Genomic DNA, 17,302 nt, shown 5'->3' on the forward strand with positions numbered 1-17,302 from the left:
CTCCTCATCGTTCACGTCTCATCGTTCACGTCATAGGTGCGCAGACGTCCGCACATGCCGAATCCACGCTCTCCCACCGAGGGTACGGCCCGGTGCACGCGGGCCTCGGCCAGGTGCGCCGCAGAGCCTGATGCCACCGCCTCGGCGAGCGCGAGCGAGTGCTCGGCCTGCGCCAGCGGGCGCTCTCGCACCAGGTCGGGCCATGCTTGGGCGCGGTCGTGCACGAGCGCTGCGGCAGCGGCGTGGAAGGCGTCGAGCGCGGTGCGGTCGCCGGCGACCACGGCATCCCGCAGCGTCTCGAACCCCGTCACTGCGAGGTCGCGTCGCCGTCGGGCTCGCGCAGCACGTTCGCCGTCGTCGCCGCCGAGCGACACCGCTGCGGCGTAGGCGTCAGGTTCGCCGACGACCTCGGCCGGAAAGGTCAGCACGGCATCACCGGCCTCCGGCAGCCCGGCGTTGCTCATCAGCACGACGACGCGCAGGTCGCCGCGGTTGACTGCGCGGTGGATGGTGCCGGGGGTGAACCACACGACCGACCCGGCAGACAGCGGCGTCTCACGGAACCCGTCGGCGTCGATCGTCTGCAGGGCACCCTCGCCCGAGATCACGACGTAGGCCTCCGTCGAGACGAGGTGCATGTGGGGGCTCCCTCCGCAGATCCCGTCCGGTGCGGCGTCGGCATACACGTCGAGGTGCGACAGCGAGGTGCCCCCGGGGAACGACGATGCGGTCACGATGCCGCCTCCGCCAGCGACGAGGTCTTCTCGAAGAAGTGCGGAGCGTGCGCGACCAGCTGCCCGGCTCGGTAGTAGGGGTCTGACGCGGCGATCGGCAGCGATACGAACTGGCGTTCGAACCCCGCCTTGTAGATGGCGGTGACCACCTCGACCGCATTGCGGCCGTCCTGGCCCCCGGCGATCGGCGGCCGGTTGTCGCGGATCGCACCGATCAGATCGCCGATCTGACCCTCGTGGCCGAGGTGAGCGAGCGGCGTGCGGCCGGCGACGAGAGCCTCGATGCGCGCCACGACGTCGGGGGCGCCGCCCTCTTCGGGGAACCCGTCGCGCCGGGACTGCTCTGCGACGACGGAGAACGGCTGCGACACCCGCGCATTCGCGCCCTGGATCACGATCGCCTGCTCCTCACCGTGGTGCACCACCGAGCTGGTCAGCTGGGCGAGCCCGCGGTCGTAGCGGAAGATCGCGACCGAGAGATCCTCGACCTCGGCGTTCTCGTGCTGCGCGTTGGCGAGCATGGCGGTGATCTCGGTCGGACTCCCCAGCAGCCACAGCAGCAGGTCGATGTGGTGGATGGCGTGGTTCAGGGTGCACCCACCGCCCTCCTTCTCCCACGTGCCGCGCCACCAGAGGTCGTAGTAGGGGAGCCCTCGCCACCATGCCGAGTCGACGCGCACGTGCGAGATCGAACCCAGCAGACCTGAGTCGACGACGTCTTTCAGCGCGGCGAGGTCGTCGCGGAACCGGTTCTGCGCCACGACCGACAGCACTCTGCCCGAGCGCTCCTGCGCTGCGAGCATCGCATCGCACTCTTCGAGCGAGGGGGCCATCGGCTTCTCGACGAGCACGTGGATCCCCGCGTCAAGGGCGGCGATCGCCAGCGAGGCGTGCGTCGAGGGAGGGGTCGCGATGCTCACGATGTCGAGACCCCCGTGGGCGATCATCTCGAGCGGATCGTCGAACGTCGCCGCATCCGCGAGCCCGAAGGCCTCGGCCTTCTGCTCCGCCCTGCCGGGGATCACGTCGGCGAGCGCCGCGATCTCGCAGTCGTCCGCGAAAGCGAGGTATCCGCTGATGTGCGCATCCGCGATCCCGCCGGTGCCGATGATCCCGATCCTGAGCATTCGCTGCCTCCCCGATGAGATGTTACTACGTATTACTAAGACGTAGTAGATACTATCGAGAGGCATACCGGTCACGTCAAGCCCCGAGAGGACGGATGCCATGCACAAACGGCCGACGAGCCATGACGTCGCACACCTCGCCGGGGTGTCGCAGTCGACGGTGTCGTTCGTGTTCACCGGGCGCGCCGGAATCTCGGAGGCCACCCGCGAGAAGGTGCTGCGAGCGGCATCCGAGCTGAACTACCGACCGAATCTCGCCGCCCGATCGATGCGCACGCACCGCACCGGGCGACTCGCGGTCGTCGTGCCGATCGCCACGATGAACCCGCTCACCCTGCTGTCGGGTGCGATCTCCGCCGCCCGCGAAGACGGGTACGTCGTCGAGGTCGTGAGCCTGCCCCAGGATGAGACGGCGCGCGACGAGCGCCTCGCCGAGCTCGTCGACTCCGGACAGTACGAGGGCATACTCGCCTTCAGTCCCCTCCCCCTCGTCGACACGAAGGTCAGCGGCGGACCCGTCGTCTTGTCGGTCGGCGAGTTCGACGACGCCATGCACATGACCGGCGAGTTCACCGACTCACGCCCGATCGCCGAGATGATCGAGCGCCTCGCCGCGCAGGGCCACAGGAGATTCGTGCACCTGGCCGGCCCAGAGGACTTCCCGTCGGCGCGGGCCCGCCGCACCGCCTACCTCGACACGATCGCCCGTCTCGGACTCGAGTCGCTGGGGGTGTTCGGCGGGGAGTGGAGCGGCAGCGCGGGCGAGGCCGCCGTGGACGCGCTGCCCGCTGACGCACCGCCCCTGGCAGTGATCGCCGCGAACGACGTCATCGCGACGGGCGCCATCCGCGCCGCGACCAGGCGCGGATGGAAACTGCCCGAAGACGTCGCCGTCACCGGGTGGGACGACCACCCCCAGAGCGCGTTCCTCGTGCCCTCGCTCACCAGCGTCTCGCAGGATCGCGAGAGACTGGGGGCGTACTCGATGCATCGCCTCATCGCCGCCGTGCGCGGTGGAGAGCCGCCGACGAAACCCGACGGACTGCTCACCGTGATCTGGCGCGAGTCCACCGAATCCCCTCACTGACCGCCGTGACATGGAGACGCACATGAAGATCCTGATCCCGAACACCATCGAGCTGCCGCTCACCGCAGACGTCGAGACCGTCGTCTACGACATCGACACGGACATCCCCGATGAGCACCGTGACGCCGAGGTGCTGGTCGTCTGGCACAACTCGTCGTCGTGGCTGCAGGACGCAGCCCGCGCCTTGCCCCGGCTCCAGCTCGTGCAGGCGCTCGCCTCGGGAGCGGACGCGGTGCTGAATGCCGGGTTCGGGGCGGATGTGCGCATCTGCTCGGGTCGCTCGTTGCACGACGGCCCCGTCGCCGAACACGCCCTGGCGCTGATCCTGAGCGCGGTGCGCCGCCTCGACCGGCTGCGCGACGCCCAGCGCGAGCATCGCTGGGACGACGAGTTCAACGACGAGCAGAGTGCTGCCGAGACCCGCGCGCTGCACACGCTCGCCGGTGCGCGCGTGACGATCTGGGGCTTCGGATCGATCGCCTCGACCCTCGCGCCGTCGCTCACCGCACTCGGCGCCGAGGTGCAGGGCATCGCCCGCACCGCCGGAAAGCGGTCGGGCTTCGAGGTGCACGCGGATGCCGATGCGGCGGATGTTCTCGCCGACACCGACGTACTGGTGTCGATCCTGCCCGCCACCGACGAGACCGCCGACCTGTTCGATGCCGAGGTCTTCGGTGCGCTCACGCCGGGGGCCGTCTTCGTGAACGTCGGCCGAGGAGCGACCGTCGACGAGAGCGCGCTGATCGCGGCGCTCGAGTCAGGGCAGTTGCGCGCAGCGGCGATCGATGTCACGAAATCCGAGCCGCTCCCGGCATCCGACCCGCTGTGGGACGCGCCGAACCTGCTCATCACTCCGCACATCGCCGGCAACCGGCCGGTGGGTGCGGCCCGGCTCGTCGACGACAACGTCACCCGACTGCTCTCCGGCGACGGTCTCGTGAACCAGGTGCGCCCATAGGGTCTGGACACCTCGCCCGGAGCGGCGCATGCTGAACGCATGACCGCCTTCCAGACAGCACACGCGTTCAGCGGATTCAGCGTCGACGACATCGACGCCGCCCGCTCCTTCTACGGCGACACCCTTGGCATGGATGTCACCGTCAATGCCATGGGGTTCCTCGACATCAGCCTGCCCGACGGCGGGTCGATCCTCGTCTACGCCAAGCCGAATCATGAGCCTGCGAGCTTCACGATCCTCAACTTCCCGGTCGACGACGTCGACGCCGCCGTCGATGAGCTCAACGGGCGCGGAGTCGTGACGAAGATCTATGACGACTCGGACTTCGACACCGACGAGAAGGGCATCCTTCGGGGCGGCCCCGATAGAGGGCCCGACATCGCCTGGTTCAAGGACCCCGCAGGCAACGTGCTCGCGGTGCTCGCCGCCGGCTGAGCCTGCGTCAAACGAGCAGGCCGTCGAACAGGGCGTTCACGGCGGGGTCGACACGCTGCAGGTCGGGGTGCGCGTCGTGCCAGTCGATGATCTCTCGCGCCGCCGTGTGCAGGGGCACGACGGGGGCGAAGTCGGGCACGACTCGGCGGATCTTCGTGTTGTCGAAGACGACCGAGTGCGCCATGTCGCCCGTGAGCTGACCGGCGCGGTCGGGCGCAGCCTCCTCGATCGCCGCGCTCGTCGCGTAGCGGATCCTCGGCTCGGCCCCGGCCGCACGACCGAGGATCGAGTAGATCTCGTTCCAGGTGTAGACGAAGTCGCTGGTGATCTGGAAGGTGTCGCCATGGGCGAGCGGATTGCCGAGCAGGCCGGCGAATCCGACCGCGAAGTCGCTCGAATGAGTGAGCGTCCACAGCGATGTGCCGTCGCCGTGCACGATGATCTCCTCACCGCGGCGGATGCGATCGATCGCCGTCCAGCCGCCGAAGGCCGGGATCGTCCACTTGTCATAGGTGTGCGAGGGTCGCAGCACCGTGACCGGGAAGCCGCGATCGCGATAGGCGGTGGTGAGCAGGTCTTCGCACGCGATCTTGTCTCGCGAGTACTGCCAGTGCGGGTTGCGCAGCGGAGTGGACTCGGTGATCGGCAGGCGTGCGACGGGCTTCTGATAGGCGGATGCCGAGCTGATGAACACGTACTGCCCCGTGCGGCCGTCGAAGCGGTCGATGTCGCGCTGCACCTGGTCGGGCGTGAACGCGATCATGTCGGCGACGACGTCGAACTCACGCCCGGCGAGCGCGGCGTCGACCGCGGCAGCATCCGCGATGTCGGCCGTCAGCACCTCGACGCCCTCCGCAGGCTCCCGACGCGACTGCCCGCGGTTCAGCAGCGTCACCTCCATGCCCCTGCTCGCGGCGAGCGCGCTCGCCGCCGAGGAGATGATTCCGGTTCCACCGATGAACAGCACCTTCGTCGCAGCCATGGGTCGACTCTATCGACGCGTCAGGCAGGGTGCTCCGAGCCTCGGGGGTGAAGGCTCTGATCTCGACAACGAGACCGTGGGCTAAGCCAGATTCTCGAAAAGAGCGCGAACGGCTTTCTCAGCGGCATACGGCTCACCCGCGCGCATCGCGTGCGCGGCGGCTCCAGCCGCGGCGGATCGCACCTGCGTCACATCGCCGCGAGTGACCCCGGAGAACTGCAGGGCGCACTGGGCCAGGATCGTGGCCTCGACGAGGTGGATCGCCTGCCGCGGATGCTCGATGAGGTCGGTCACGGCAGTGAGGAACCCGATCACCGCCGCGTTGCGGCCGACGGCCCCGTCAGCGCCGCCGATCTCTTCGGCATAGGCCGCGAGATCTGAGCGCAGTCCCTCGCCCGTCGTCGGCAGCGCCTTCCTCAGCGCTGTGCCGGCGAGGACACCGGCATAGCTGAGGGCTGCGCAGGAATCGGCGGCGGTGAAATCGGCGACCTTGGTGTAGCGGGCGGGCGTCACCTCGACCAATCCGATGTCTCGGAGCCGGATGATCGCTTCACGGATCGGGTTCAGCGACATGTGGAGCTCCTGAGCGAAGAGCGCGGTGTCGAGCTTGTCGCCAGACACGTAGTCACCCCGCAGAATCGCCGCGAGGATGTGCTGGAAAGCGAGCTCGGGCAGCGGAACGGGGCTGCGATGGACCCACTGGTGCGCCCGTAACTCCACTTTGGCGATGGTCATCTGATGCTCCTCGGGATCCGTTGCGGACGCTCCCGTTCGTCGGGGCTTCCACTAACCAGACCCGCTGACGCCGCGAATATTACGCGGCGGCCGCAGAAAAGTCCGGGGAGTCCACTCGGACAGCCCGAACGTACGGACGGATGTCACCGCGGAATCCCGCTCAGGGACTCTGTTCAGACCACGCTGGTGCCAGGCGCTGCAGCGAACTCCTCGAGAGCGGCGATGACGTCATCCGTCAGCGCGACCTGGCTCGCAGCCACGGCGTCGTCGATCTGGCCGGTGCGCGACGCTCCGATGATCGCGGTCGTCACCACCGGGTCGCGCAGCACCCACGCGACGGCGAGCTGCGGGATCGACAGACCCGCCTCCTTCGCGACGCGGTCGATGCCGCGGATGCGCTCGAGGTAGCTGTCGGTGAGGGCCGATCCGTTGAGGAAGTGACTGTTCGCCGCGCGCGAGTCAGCGGGCACGTCACCGTCGATGTACTTGCCGGTGAGCAGGCCCTGGGCGAGCGGCGAGAAGACCGCACTGCCGACCTTCAGCTCGCGCAGCGCCGGGAACAGCTCTGCCTCGGGAGTGCGGTCGAACAGCGAGTATCGGGGCTGGTGCAGCAGCAGCTTCACTCCCTGGTCTGCCAGCAACTCGTACGCACGACGGGCGAGCTCCGCCGGATAGTTCGAGATGCCGACGTAGAGCGCCTTTCCGCTGCGCACGATGTCGACGAGAGCCGTCACCGTCTCGTCGAGCGGCGTCTCGGGGTCGGGGCGGTGCGAATAGAACACGTCCACATAGTCGGTGTTCATGCGCTGCAGGCTCTGTTCGAGCGAGCGCGTGAGGTATTTGCGCGAGCCGCCGTCGCCGAAGGGCCCCGGCCACATGTCGTAGCCCGCCTTGGTCGTGACGAACAGCTCGTCTCGGTAGCGGGCCAGGCCGCTGTCGAGCACCGCACCGAACGTCGATTCGGCTGATCCGTAGGGCGGGCCGTAATTGTTGGCGAGGTCGATGTGCACGACTCCGCGGTCGAACGCGTGCAGCACGATCTCGCGCTGGCTGTCGAAGGTGCGATCGCGTCCGAAGTTCTGCCAGAGGCCGAGCGACACCTTGGGCAGCTGGACGCCGCTCGCGCCCGCGCGCTGGAACGGCACGTCGGTATAGCGGGTGGACGCGGCCTCGTAGGCGTGCGTCAGGCGGGGGTCATCAGCGGCGATGGGCATGGACGATGCTCCTCTGCAGGCGGGGGAAGGTCTCCAGGATAGCGTTTTCTGGCGTCCGACCCCGGGCATGGACTGCGGTCGCCAGCGCCATCCGGGATGCCTTCGTGCGACTCGGCTGATCGGCCCGCCTTCCCGATCGACCGACCGCTGTCAAGCACCCCCGCGAAGTCGACGGGCGGGGTAGCGTGGCGCAGAGACGGCGATCGCCGCATCCACCCCCGCTCTTCGCGGGAGACGAGAAGAGGTCCATGATGGGCAGGACCCCACCGTCGAAGCGCTCGGGCACGTCGAACTCCATCGTCGTGACCGGCGCACGTGTGCACAACCTTCGCGATGTCGACGTCGCGATTCCTCGTGACGCTCTCGTCGCCTTCACGGGCGTCTCGGGCTCGGGCAAGAGCTCGCTGGCGTTCGGCACGCTGTACGCCGAAGCCCAGCGTCGGTACTTCGAGTCGGTGGCGCCCTATGCGAGGCGCCTGATGAGCCAGGTCGACATCCCCGACGTCGATGCCATCGAGGGGCTGCCCCCGGCGGTCGCCCTCCCCCAGCAGCGCACCGCAGGAAGTGCTCGGTCGACCGTCGGCAGCGCCACGTCGATCGGCAACGTCGTGCGCATGCTGTTCTCACGCGTCGGCACCTACCCGCCTGGGGCGGAGCCGTTGTTCGCAGAGGATTTCTCCGCGAACACCGTGCAGGGCGCGTGCCCGCAGTGCCACGGGATCGGGCAGGTCTACGACGTGCCCCTGCGCCTCATGGTCCCCGACGAGTCGTTGTCGATCCGCGACCGTGCTCTTGACGCCTGGCCGAGGGCGTGGCACGGCAAGCAGCTCATCGACAGCCTGATCTCTCTCGGCTACGACATCGACATCCCGTGGCGCGATCTGCCCGAGGAGCAGCGCCGGTGGGTGCTGTACACCGAGGAATCTCCTCAGGTTCCGGTCTTCACCGACCGCGGTCCGGCGCAGGTGCGCAAAGCAGTCGCCGCCGGCATCGAACCGTCGTACATGAGCACGTTCGTCGGCGTGAAGCAGTATGTGCTCAACACCTTCGCCCACTCGAAGAGCGCGAAGATGCGAGAGAAGGCGGCGAGCTTCATGATCAGCGTCCGCTGCCCGATGTGCGACGGACGCCGACTGAAGCCCGAGGCGCTCGCCGTGACGTTCGCCGGTCTCGACATCACCGAGATGGCCGCGCTGCCGCTGGCCGACCTCTCGGCTCTCCTCGAGACGGCCCTCAACCCGTCCGACGGCGGATCGGCCGCCGGGTCCGACAGCGAAGCGCTCGCGCCCGAGAAGCAGCTCGCCGCGCAGCGTCTGGTCGACGAGCTGCGCGACAGGGTCTCTCCGATCATCGAGCTCGGTCTGGGATACCTCTCGCTGGATCGGTCGACTCCCACCCTCTCGTCCGGGGAGCTGCAGCGCATGCGTCTCGCGACCCAGGTGCTCTCGCAGCTGTTCGGGGTCATGTTCGTGCTCGACGAGCCGTCTGCCGGGCTGCATCCCGCCGACGGCGAAGCGCTCGTGCGAATCCTCCGCTCGCTCAGGGACTCGGGCAACACGGTCTTCTTCGTCGAGCATTCCCTCGACGTGATCCGGCACGCGGACTGGATCGTCGACATCGGCCCCGGCGCGGGAGCCACAGGCGGCGAGATCGTCTACTCGGGTCCGATCGACGGGCTCCGCGAGGCCGAGGATTCCCAGACCCGGCGCTACCTGTTCGCCGATGCCTCGCGCGCCGAACAGCAGACGCCGAAGGCGGGCCCTCGCGAGCCCGACGGCGAACTCGTGCTCACCGACGTCTCACGGAACAACCTCCGCAGCGTCTCGGTGTCGATCCCGCTGGGCTGTCTCACCGCCGTCACCGGCGTCTCCGGATCGGGCAAGACGTCTCTCGTCACCCAGGCCCTGCCCGATCTGCTGCAGAAGAGCCTCTCCAGCGAGGTGGACGGCTCGACGATCGACACGTCGAGAGACGAGCAGAGCGTCGCGACAGCTGATCCGCTGTTCTCCTCGCCGACGGCGGAGACGGCGGGGCGCGCGTCCGGTCCCGCCGGCCGCGTGCGCCGGGTCGTGCAGGTCAGCCAGAAGCCGATCGGCCGCACGTCACGATCGAACGTGGCGACGTACACGGGGCTCTTCGACCGCGTCCGGGCTCTGTTCGCCGCGACTCCGGAAGCACGCCGTCGGCGATACGCCGCGAGCCGGTTCTCGTTCAATCTGCCGAGCGGACGATGCCCCACCTGCAAGGGCGAGGGAACGGTGGAGGTGGAACTGCTCTTCCTCCCCACCGTCCATGCTCCCTGCAGCACGTGCGGCGGCACCCGCTACAACCCGGACACCCTCGAGATCGAACTCCACGGGCACACCATCGCCGACGTGCTCGCCCTGAGCGTGAACGACGCGCGTGTTCTCTTCGCCGACGATGCCGACGTCGCTCGACACCTCGACGCCCTTCTCGACGTGGGACTGGGGTATCTGCCGCTGGGCCAGTCGGCGACGGAGCTCTCCGGCGGTGAGGCGCAGCGCGTGAAGCTGGCATCCGAACTCCGGCGTGCCCAGCACGGCGACACCCTTTACCTGCTCGACGAGCCCACCTCAGGGCTGCATCCGTCCGACACCGATCGGCTGCTCGTGCATCTGCAGCATCTCGTGGACGCCGGCAACACGGTCGTGATGGTCGAGCACGACATGCGCGTGGTCGCGCAGGCCGACTGGGTGATCGACATGGGTCCTGGCGCCGGAGACCTCGGTGGAACGGTCGTGGCGCAAGGGACTCCGCACTCCATCGCCTCGGCGAGCAGGAGCACGACGGCTTCGTATCTTGCGGATGCCCTCGCGGCAAAGAACTCAGAATGAGCCTCTGACCAGGAAATCTACTGCGGACCAGACCGACGAAGGCTGCACATCTCACACCGCCGGATCGATGAAGTGAGGCGTTCGCTCCACAGACGTAACTTCGCGTGTGGTCGCCGGAAACGCCGCTCGTCCATGCTCGATTCAGCTGAGCATCCGTGCTCCCGTCCCGTGGAGGTCATGTGTCATACATCAAGCCCGCCGAGCTCGCCACCCGCATGGTCGACGCCGGCGCATACAAACTGCAGCTGTCCACTCGCGACACCCTCATCCGCGCCTTCATGGGCGCCGCCCTGCTGACGATCGCCGCGGCTTTCGCCGTCACGGTCTCGACGCAGACCGGTCAGCCGCTCCTGGGCGCAGTGCTCTTCCCGGTCGGGTTCGTGATGCTCTATCTGCTCGGGTACGACCTGCTCACCGGAGTCTTCACTCTCGGGCCACTCGCAGTGCTCGACCGTCGCCCCGGAGCGACGTTCGGGTCGCTGATGCGCAACTGGGGCCTCGTCTTCCTCGGCAATTTCGGCGGCGCCTTCCTGGTGGCGATCCTGATGGCGATCTACTTCACCTACGGGTTCTCGACCGCGCCGAGCGCCGTCGGCGAGGCGATCAGCGAAATCGGACACGGTCGCACGGTCGGGTACGCCGACCACGGCGCAGCCGGGATGCTGACTCTGTTCATACGTGGCGTGCTCTGCAACTGGATGGTTTCGACGGGCGTCGTGCTGGCCATGGTCTCGGACAGCACGATCGGCAAGATCGTCGCGATGTGGCTGCCGATCATGCTGTTCTTCTACATGGGCTTCGAGCACTCCATCGTCAACATGTTCCTGTTCCCGTCAGGCCTGCTGATGGGCGCCGACTTCACGGTGTGGGACTACATCGTCTGGAACGAGCTGCCCACCGTCGTCGGCAATCTCGTCGGGGGTCTCGTGTTCGTCGGGCTCCCGATCTACTTCACGCACGGACGCCCGAAGGCTCGGAAGACCCGCGAAGCACGCGCTGCCCTGCGCCGGACGCGCTCCGTCATGGCCGAAGCACCCGCCGACACCACCTCGGTGACCCGCCAGGAGGCCAGCTCGGAACTCGAGCCCTCGCGCGTCTGACACCGAGGGGAAGAGGGCGGATGCTGCGGCATCCGCCCTCTTCCCCTGCGCGCGCCGTGCCGGGCGTTTCGCATACGCGTCAGGCGGAGCGGAATCGATCGATGATGACGTCCGCGATCCGCTCGTCGGCACCGAGGGGGGCGGATACCCGGTCCGCGCCGGACTTCTCCACGAGTCCGGCGAAGTATCCGGGAGCCAGGACGTGGCTCGCCGCGATCACCCGTGTCGCCCCGTCTCGCCGTGCTGCGGCGACGGCCTCCCCGATCTTCGGATCGATTGCCGAGGCGTATCCGATCGTGATCGGGGCGGGGATGAGGCGAGCGAGGTGCTCCGACGCCGCAGCGACATCGGCGACGGCTGCCGGATTGCTCGAACCGGCGGCAGCGAGAACGACGTGGTCGCCCGGGCGCCACATGCCCTCGACGGCCGCATACAGACGGGTGGCCAGCACCTGGGCGATCAGCGGGTGTGTGCCCAACGGCTCCCCCTGCCGGACGTTGTCGTGCGGCCGCACGGCGTCAGCGATATCGACGGCCGTGTGGAAGCCGACCGACAGCAGCAGCGGCACCACGATGACGTCGTCGAGCACCCGCTCCTGCTCGATCACATCGAGCAACGTGGGCTCCTGCACGTCGACGAACGCCTGCACGACCCGCGAGTCCGGTATCCCCTGCCGAACGAGGTCGACGAGCGCCTCGACCGTGCGCCGTCCCGCCGGTGAGTCCGTGCCGTGAGAGCAGGCGACGAGTGTGGTCATTCGGTTTCCTCCATGGTGAGCCGATACCCGCGCTTCACGACTGTCTGGATGGCGGTGGCTCCACCGAGCGCCTCGCGGAGCCGCGCGACCGCCATCTCGACGGCATGCACGTTCTCGCCGCCCCGCGGCAACACGAGCCCGAGCTGTTCCCTGGAGACCACCCGGCCCGCAGCATCGAAGAGTTCGCTGAGGATGCTGGAGCCGGCACGGGAGAGCGGCACGAAGCGCCCGTCGAGCAGCACGCCGCGGCTGCGCATCTCCATGGTGCCCGCAGCCGTTCGCCGCTGCGGGGCTGCTCCGGAGGCGAAGTAGTCGACGACGCAGCGAACCAGCGAACCGAGCCTTCCGCGCGCGGCGAGCGTGGCGTGCAGCCCAGCGCTGCGCAGCGGTGCCGCCGTGATAGGGCCGACGGCTGCGAGCAGCAGACGTCCAGCCTCCGCGCGTCGGCGGATCGCGTCGAGCGTGTCAGCGCGGATCGCGGCCCGGACCCACTCGGCTGCACCCGGCGCGGAGGTGAAGAGCACGGCGTCGACCTCGCCGGAGCCGGCCTGCATCACGGAGCGGTGCACGATCTGCGGGTCGGGCGGCGGCCCCCAGCGGTAGACCGTGATGCTCACGACATCGGCGCCGAGGTCGGCGAGCAACGCGTCGAGTCCGTCGGCACCCGCACCGTGGTGCTGGATCGCGATGCGACGCCCGGCGACGCCCTCAGCCGTGAGGTACTCGGCCACCTCCGCCGAGGTCTCGGACTCCGCAACCCAGTCGGCTGTGAACCCCGCCTGCTGGATCGCGCCGTGCGCCTTCGGCCCCCGAGCGACGAACTGAGCACCTGTGAGCGCGGTCGACAGCTCTTCTGCCAGATCGTTCTCGTGCGCTGCGTCGATCCAGCCGCGAAACCCGACGCCCGTCGTCACGATCACGATGTCCGGCGGATCCGCGATCAGATCACGGGTGCAGGCGAGCAGATCCTCGTCGTCTTCGTTCGGGATGATGCTCAGCGCCGGCGCACGGTAGACCTGCCCCCCTCGGCGTTCGAGAGCGGTGACGAGGTCGCCCGCGCGCCTGTCTGCGGCCACGACGATGGTGCATCCGGCCAGAGCCGGCGAGAGGGGGGCACGGATCGTCACGCCAGAGCAGCCCCGATGGTCGACGGCGAGGGCAGCAGCAGGCGCTCGCTCGCGACCTCTCCTATCACGATCACGGCGGGATTGCGGAGCCCGACGGCGAGAGCGTCCTCGACGGCACGCCCGAGGGTCGTGCGCGTCGTGCGCTGCTGCGGTGTGTGCCCGCTCTCTACGAATGCGACCGGACGGTCCTTCGGAACGCCGTGCGCGATCGCGGATTCCACCAGTCGCCCGAGAACTGCGACGCCCATCAGGATGACCGTCGTCACCGTCGCATCAGCCATGGCCTCCAAGGTACCCGGCCCGAGCCCGCCCTGCCCGTTCACGACGTGGAAGGCGGCCGCCGTGCCGCGATGCGTGACCGGGATGCCGGCGGACTGCGGCACCGCGATCGCGCTCGTGATCCCCGGGGTGACGTCGACCGGGATACCTGCAGCGAGGCAGGCGAGCATCTCTTCGCCCCCACGCCCGAAGACGAACGGGTCGCCGCCCTTGAGACGCACCACCCGCAGACCGGCAGCGGCGCGCTCGACGATGATCCGGTTGATCTCCTCCTGCGGGACCGGGTGTCGTCCCGGCTGCTTGCCCACGTCGATCACCTCGACATCGGGGGCGAGTCCCTGCACGATCTCGGCTGCCGGTCCGAGTCGATCGGTGACGAGCACATCGGCCTCCGCGATCAGTCTCCTCGCGCGCACGGTCATCAGATCCGCGGGACCAGGACCGCCGCCGACCAGGTCGACACGGCCGCTGCGCCCGCCCCGCCTGCGCCGGAGCGGCAGGCGGCCATCGCCGACCAGAGCGATGATCGCATCGCGCACGGCCATGGAGCGGCGAGGATCCGCGCCGACGGTGCTGGTGACCGCGACCGTCACGTCGCCGACTTCCGCCTGTGCAGTCAGCCTGGCCGATCCGTGTGCGCCGTCCGAGGCGTTGATGCAGAGGACCCGCTGCAGCTCGCACTGCTCGCCGACCGCGCGATCCACATGGACGTCGCCAGTCGCGGTGTGCACCAGCCACGCACCCGCGAGGTCCGCCGCGCGGAACTCCCGACCCTGCCAGGCGACTCCGTGACTCTCCACGAGCCGCACAGTGTCCTCGTGCAGCGCCGGTGCGACGATCCGCACACTCGCGCCCTCGGCGAGGAAGCGAGAGAGCCGCTTCGCGGCCACCTGACCTCCTCCCACGAGCAGCACGTCGCGTCCCGCCAGATTGACACCCAGCATCACGGTCATCGGATCTCCTCGATGTCGAGCTCGACGTGATCGTCGACGACGACCACGCTCCACACCCGCAGCGAAGCGGGTTCCCTGCCCTGCGTCTCGAGGCATTCGCCCGTGCGCAGATCGAACACCTGCTTGTGCATCGGCGACGCAAGGGTCGCCGCCTCGCCCCGGCTGCCGACGATGCCGCGTGACATGACGTGCGCACCGCTGTACGGGTCGAGATTCGACACGGCGTGCACCGAAGCGTCCGCCAGCAGGAAGAGTGCGACCTGGACCGTCCCGAAGAGCGCAGCCCTGCCGCGCTCGACCTCCAAATCGCCGACACGGCACACTCGAACTCGACTGCCGGTGGTGGTCACCGCCGCACCTCCAGCGTCGTGCCCGCGATCAATACCGAACCGTCGCTGCGCTCCTCCGCCGTGGCCGGGCGCACCTGGCCTCGTTCCGCCACATAGGCGAGGGAGGGGTCGGGGGTGTCCGTCGCGTTCACGAACGACTCGAACCGCCGGAGCTTCACCGGGTCCCGCAGGGTCGCGGCCCATTCGTCCTCGTAGCGATCGACGTGCACGGACATCGCCGTGTCGAGGTCATCGCAGATGCCGAGGTCGTCGTCGAAGATCACCGACCGCAGTCCATCCAGCCCGCCGTCGAGCTCTGCGCACCACCCGGCGGTGCGCTGCAGACGATCCGCGGTGCGAATGTAGTACATGAAGAAGCGGTCGATGGCGCGGATCAGCTCCTCGTCGTCGAGACCAGACGCGAGAAGCTCAGCGTGCCTCGGCGAGAACCCTCCGTTGCCGCCGACGTACATGTTCCAGCCCGTCTCGGTCGCGATCACCCCGACGTCCTTCGAGCGAGCCTCCGCGCATTCTCGTGCGCACCCGGAGACGCCCACCTTGAGCTTGTGCGGCGCTCGCAGTCCGCGGTAGCGCAACTCCAGCCGCACCGCCATCCCCACCGCGTCGAGCACCCCGTAACGACACCAAGTCGAGCCGACGCATGACTTCACCGTTCGCAGCGCCTTGCCGTACGCCTGTCCCGACTCGAAGCCGGCGTCGACCAGTCGCTGCCAGATCTGCGGCAGCTGCTCGAGGCGGGCACCGAACATGTCGATGCGCTGTCCGCCCGTGATCTTCGTGTAGAGGCCGTACGACTCGGCGATGTTGCCGATCGCGATGAGCCCCGCCGGCGTGACCTCGCCCCCAGGCATCCTCGGCACCACCGAATAGGTGCCATCTTTCTGCATGTTGGCCATCACGTGATCGTTGGTGTCCTGCAGCGAAGCGTTCTCACCGTCGAGGACATGCGCTCCGACCAGCACGGCAAGGATGCTGGCGAGGGCCGGCTTGCAGATGTCGCAGCCACGCCCGGTGCCGAAGCGCGCGATGATCGCGCTGAAAGTCGAGAGCTCCGACACCCGCACAGCGTCGAAGAGCTGCCGGCGTGACATCACGAAGTGCTCGCACAACGCATCGGAAGTCGTCTGCCCGAGCTTGGTCATCTCCTGCCCGACGATCTTCTTCACGGCGAAGATGCACGATCCGCACGTGGCGCCCGCCTTGGTGCACGCCTTCACGGCTGCGGCATCCGTGCAGCCCTCCGCGTGGACGGCCTCGCGGATACGCCCGGCGGTCACATTCGAGCAGGAACAGACGACCGCGTCGTCTGAGAGTTCGTTGTCGGGGAGGGCGGCACCGGCCTCGGGCAACAGATAGGCGGCGGGGTCGGCACCCAGTGGCGCGCCCACCAACGGACGCAGGGCCCCGTAGGCCGAGGCGTCGCCGACGAGGATGCCACCGAGCAGCGTCTTCGCGTCATCGGAGAGGACGAGCTTCTTGTAGACGCCGCTCACCGGGTCGGTGTACGCCACGTCGAGGGCATTGGGGGTGACGGCCATCGCGTCGCCGAAACTCGCGACGTCGACACCCGAGAGCTTGAGCTTGGCCGATTCGTCGTACCCGGGGAACGTCGCGTCGCCCCCGAGCAGTCGGGTCGCCGCCACCTCCGCCATCGCGTACCCCGGGGCGACGAGCCCGACCGAGCGCCCGTCGTAGTTGGCGACCTCACCGATCGCGAGGATGTGCTCGTCGGCGGTGCGGCACCGGGAATCGATCAGCACACCGCCGGACGGATGCACATCGAGCTGAGCGAGCCTTGCGAGCGAGTCCTGCGGACGAACGCCGACCGTGAAGATCACGATGTCGGTGTCGTGCATGGTGCCGTCCTGGAACTGCAGTGTCGCGACTGCCCCCGATGCATCCGGGTCCAGGCGTGTCGTCCGCGTCCCGGTTCGGACCGCGATCCCCTTCGATTCGATGAGGCGCCGGAGTACCGTTCCGCCCGCCAGGTCGAGCTGCGCGGACATGAGCCGGTCGGCGGACTGCACGACGGTGCATCCGACGTCGAGCCCCTGCAGCGCACCCGCGGCTTCGAGCCCGAGCAGACCACCACCGATGACCGTGCCGCGAAGCGGGCGCCCGAGCTGCACCTCACGGTGTGCGACGAAATCACGGATCGCCGAGAGGTCGTCGATCGTCCGATACACGAAGCATCCGGGGAGTTTCGCCCCGTCGATCGCCGGCCGCAGTGCATACGAACCGGTCGCGAGTACGAGCGTGCCGTACGCATGGATCGCGCCTGACCGCGTGCGCACCGACCGCGCGCTGCGATCGATGCTTATGACCCGGTCGTCTCGGATGAAGTGCACTCGGTCGTCGGCAAGGACGCCGGCGTCGAGCTCGAGGTCGTCGGCGCTGGCACCCGCGAAGTATGAGGACAGCCCGACGCGGTCGTAGGGCGCTCGTGCTTCCTCGCCGATCAGGGTGACGGAGCGCGTATCGCCCTCGGACCGGAGCAGACTCTCGACGAAACGATGCGCGACCATGCCTGCACCGACCACCACGACATCTGCCGATGTGCTGCCACGAGCGATCACGAGCCCTCCTCTGTCCGTAGTCCGACCGTAGAG

The 17,302-nt window shown here is 68.5% G+C and carries 15 protein-coding genes; 5 read left to right on the top strand and 10 right to left on the bottom strand.

Annotation, left to right across the window (positions count from 1 at the left end; all coding sequences use genetic code 11):
• Positions 1-11 precede the first annotated feature (11 nt).
• Positions 12-734, bottom strand: a complete 723-nt coding sequence (locus RQG82_RS10495) for a cupin domain-containing protein (protein ID WP_311259031.1) — start codon at positions 732-734, stop codon at positions 12-14.
• Positions 731-1,861, bottom strand: a complete 1,131-nt coding sequence (locus tag RQG82_RS10500) for a Gfo/Idh/MocA family oxidoreductase (protein WP_311259032.1) — start codon at positions 1,859-1,861, stop codon at positions 731-733. The genes RQG82_RS10495 and RQG82_RS10500 overlap by 4 nt, the downstream gene beginning before the upstream one ends.
• Positions 1,862-1,961: 100 nt before the next feature.
• Between RQG82_RS10500 and RQG82_RS10505 the strand changes: the two genes are divergently transcribed.
• From RQG82_RS10505 to RQG82_RS10515, 3 genes are read left to right on the top strand one after another with little or no spacing between them, the layout of a single operon-like run.
• Positions 1,962-2,948: a LacI family DNA-binding transcriptional regulator gene (locus RQG82_RS10505; protein ID WP_311259033.1), complete on the top strand. Its 987-nt coding sequence runs from the start codon at positions 1,962-1,964 to the stop codon at positions 2,946-2,948.
• A 22-nt stretch (positions 2,949-2,970) separates the two neighbouring features.
• On the top strand, positions 2,971-3,906 hold the full coding sequence (locus RQG82_RS10510) for an NAD(P)-dependent oxidoreductase (protein WP_311259034.1): 936 nt from the start codon (positions 2,971-2,973) through the stop codon (positions 3,904-3,906).
• A 39-nt stretch (positions 3,907-3,945) separates the two neighbouring features.
• Positions 3,946-4,341, top strand: coding sequence for a VOC family protein (locus tag RQG82_RS10515; RefSeq protein ID WP_311259035.1), 396 nt, complete (start codon positions 3,946-3,948; stop codon positions 4,339-4,341).
• 7 nt (positions 4,342-4,348) lie between these two features.
• On the opposite strand, the gene RQG82_RS10520 is transcribed toward RQG82_RS10515, so the two are convergent.
• The 3 genes from RQG82_RS10520 to RQG82_RS10530 all read right to left on the bottom strand — a co-directional run bounded on the left by RQG82_RS10520 (position 4,349) and on the right by RQG82_RS10530 (position 7,272).
• Positions 4,349-5,323, bottom strand: coding sequence for an NAD-dependent epimerase/dehydratase family protein (locus tag RQG82_RS10520; protein ID WP_311259036.1), 975 nt, complete (start codon positions 5,321-5,323; stop codon positions 4,349-4,351).
• Between the two features lie 81 nt (positions 5,324-5,404).
• A complete protein-coding gene (locus tag RQG82_RS10525; protein ID WP_311259037.1) occupies positions 5,405-6,058 on the bottom strand; it encodes a GntR family transcriptional regulator in 654 nt (217 codons plus the stop codon).
• A gap of 173 nt (positions 6,059-6,231) precedes the next feature.
• Positions 6,232-7,272 carry an aldo/keto reductase gene (locus RQG82_RS10530; RefSeq protein ID WP_311259038.1) on the bottom strand — a complete coding sequence of 347 codons (1,041 nt, stop codon included), beginning with the start codon at positions 7,270-7,272 and terminating at the stop codon, positions 6,232-6,234.
• Positions 7,273-7,520: 248 nt separating this feature from the next.
• Between RQG82_RS10530 and RQG82_RS10535 the strand changes: the two genes are divergently transcribed.
• Both RQG82_RS10535 and RQG82_RS10540 read left to right on the top strand, forming a co-directional pair.
• Positions 7,521-10,127 carry an excinuclease ABC subunit UvrA gene (locus RQG82_RS10535; RefSeq protein ID WP_311259039.1) on the top strand — a complete coding sequence of 869 codons (2,607 nt, stop codon included), beginning with the start codon at positions 7,521-7,523 and terminating at the stop codon, positions 10,125-10,127.
• 179 nt (positions 10,128-10,306) lie between these two features.
• Positions 10,307-11,227, top strand: coding sequence for a formate/nitrite transporter family protein (locus tag RQG82_RS10540; RefSeq protein WP_311259040.1), 921 nt, complete (start codon positions 10,307-10,309; stop codon positions 11,225-11,227).
• A gap of 79 nt (positions 11,228-11,306) precedes the next feature.
• On the opposite strand, the gene RQG82_RS10545 is transcribed toward RQG82_RS10540, so the two are convergent.
• Genes RQG82_RS10545 through nirB form a run of 5 tightly spaced genes read right to left on the bottom strand, consistent with a single transcriptional unit; the run spans position 11,307 to position 17,218 of the window.
• On the bottom strand, positions 11,307-11,984 hold the full coding sequence (locus tag RQG82_RS10545) for a CbiX/SirB N-terminal domain-containing protein (protein ID WP_311259041.1): 678 nt from the start codon (positions 11,982-11,984) through the stop codon (positions 11,307-11,309).
• Positions 11,981-13,111: a uroporphyrinogen-III synthase gene (locus RQG82_RS10550; protein ID WP_311259042.1), complete on the bottom strand. Its 1,131-nt coding sequence runs from the start codon at positions 13,109-13,111 to the stop codon at positions 11,981-11,983. The genes RQG82_RS10545 and RQG82_RS10550 overlap by 4 nt, the downstream gene beginning before the upstream one ends.
• Positions 13,108-14,343, bottom strand: a complete 1,236-nt coding sequence (gene cobA / locus RQG82_RS10555; RefSeq protein ID WP_311259043.1) for a uroporphyrinogen-III C-methyltransferase — start codon at positions 14,341-14,343, stop codon at positions 13,108-13,110. The genes RQG82_RS10550 and cobA overlap by 4 nt, the downstream gene beginning before the upstream one ends.
• Positions 14,340-14,693 (bottom strand): nitrite reductase small subunit NirD, encoded by a 354-nt coding sequence (gene nirD, locus RQG82_RS10560; RefSeq protein WP_311259044.1) that lies wholly within the window; start codon positions 14,691-14,693, stop codon positions 14,340-14,342. Before nirD ends, cobA begins: the two co-directional genes overlap by 4 nt.
• Positions 14,690-17,218, bottom strand: a complete 2,529-nt coding sequence (gene nirB / locus RQG82_RS10565) for a nitrite reductase large subunit NirB (RefSeq protein ID WP_311259158.1) — start codon at positions 17,216-17,218, stop codon at positions 14,690-14,692. Before nirB ends, nirD begins: the two co-directional genes overlap by 4 nt.
• Positions 17,219-17,302: the final 84 nt, after the last annotated feature.

It is taken from the genome of Microbacterium sp. WCS2018Hpa-9 (assembly GCF_031843745.1).
Taxonomy (GTDB): domain Bacteria; phylum Actinomycetota; class Actinomycetes; order Actinomycetales; family Microbacteriaceae; genus Microbacterium.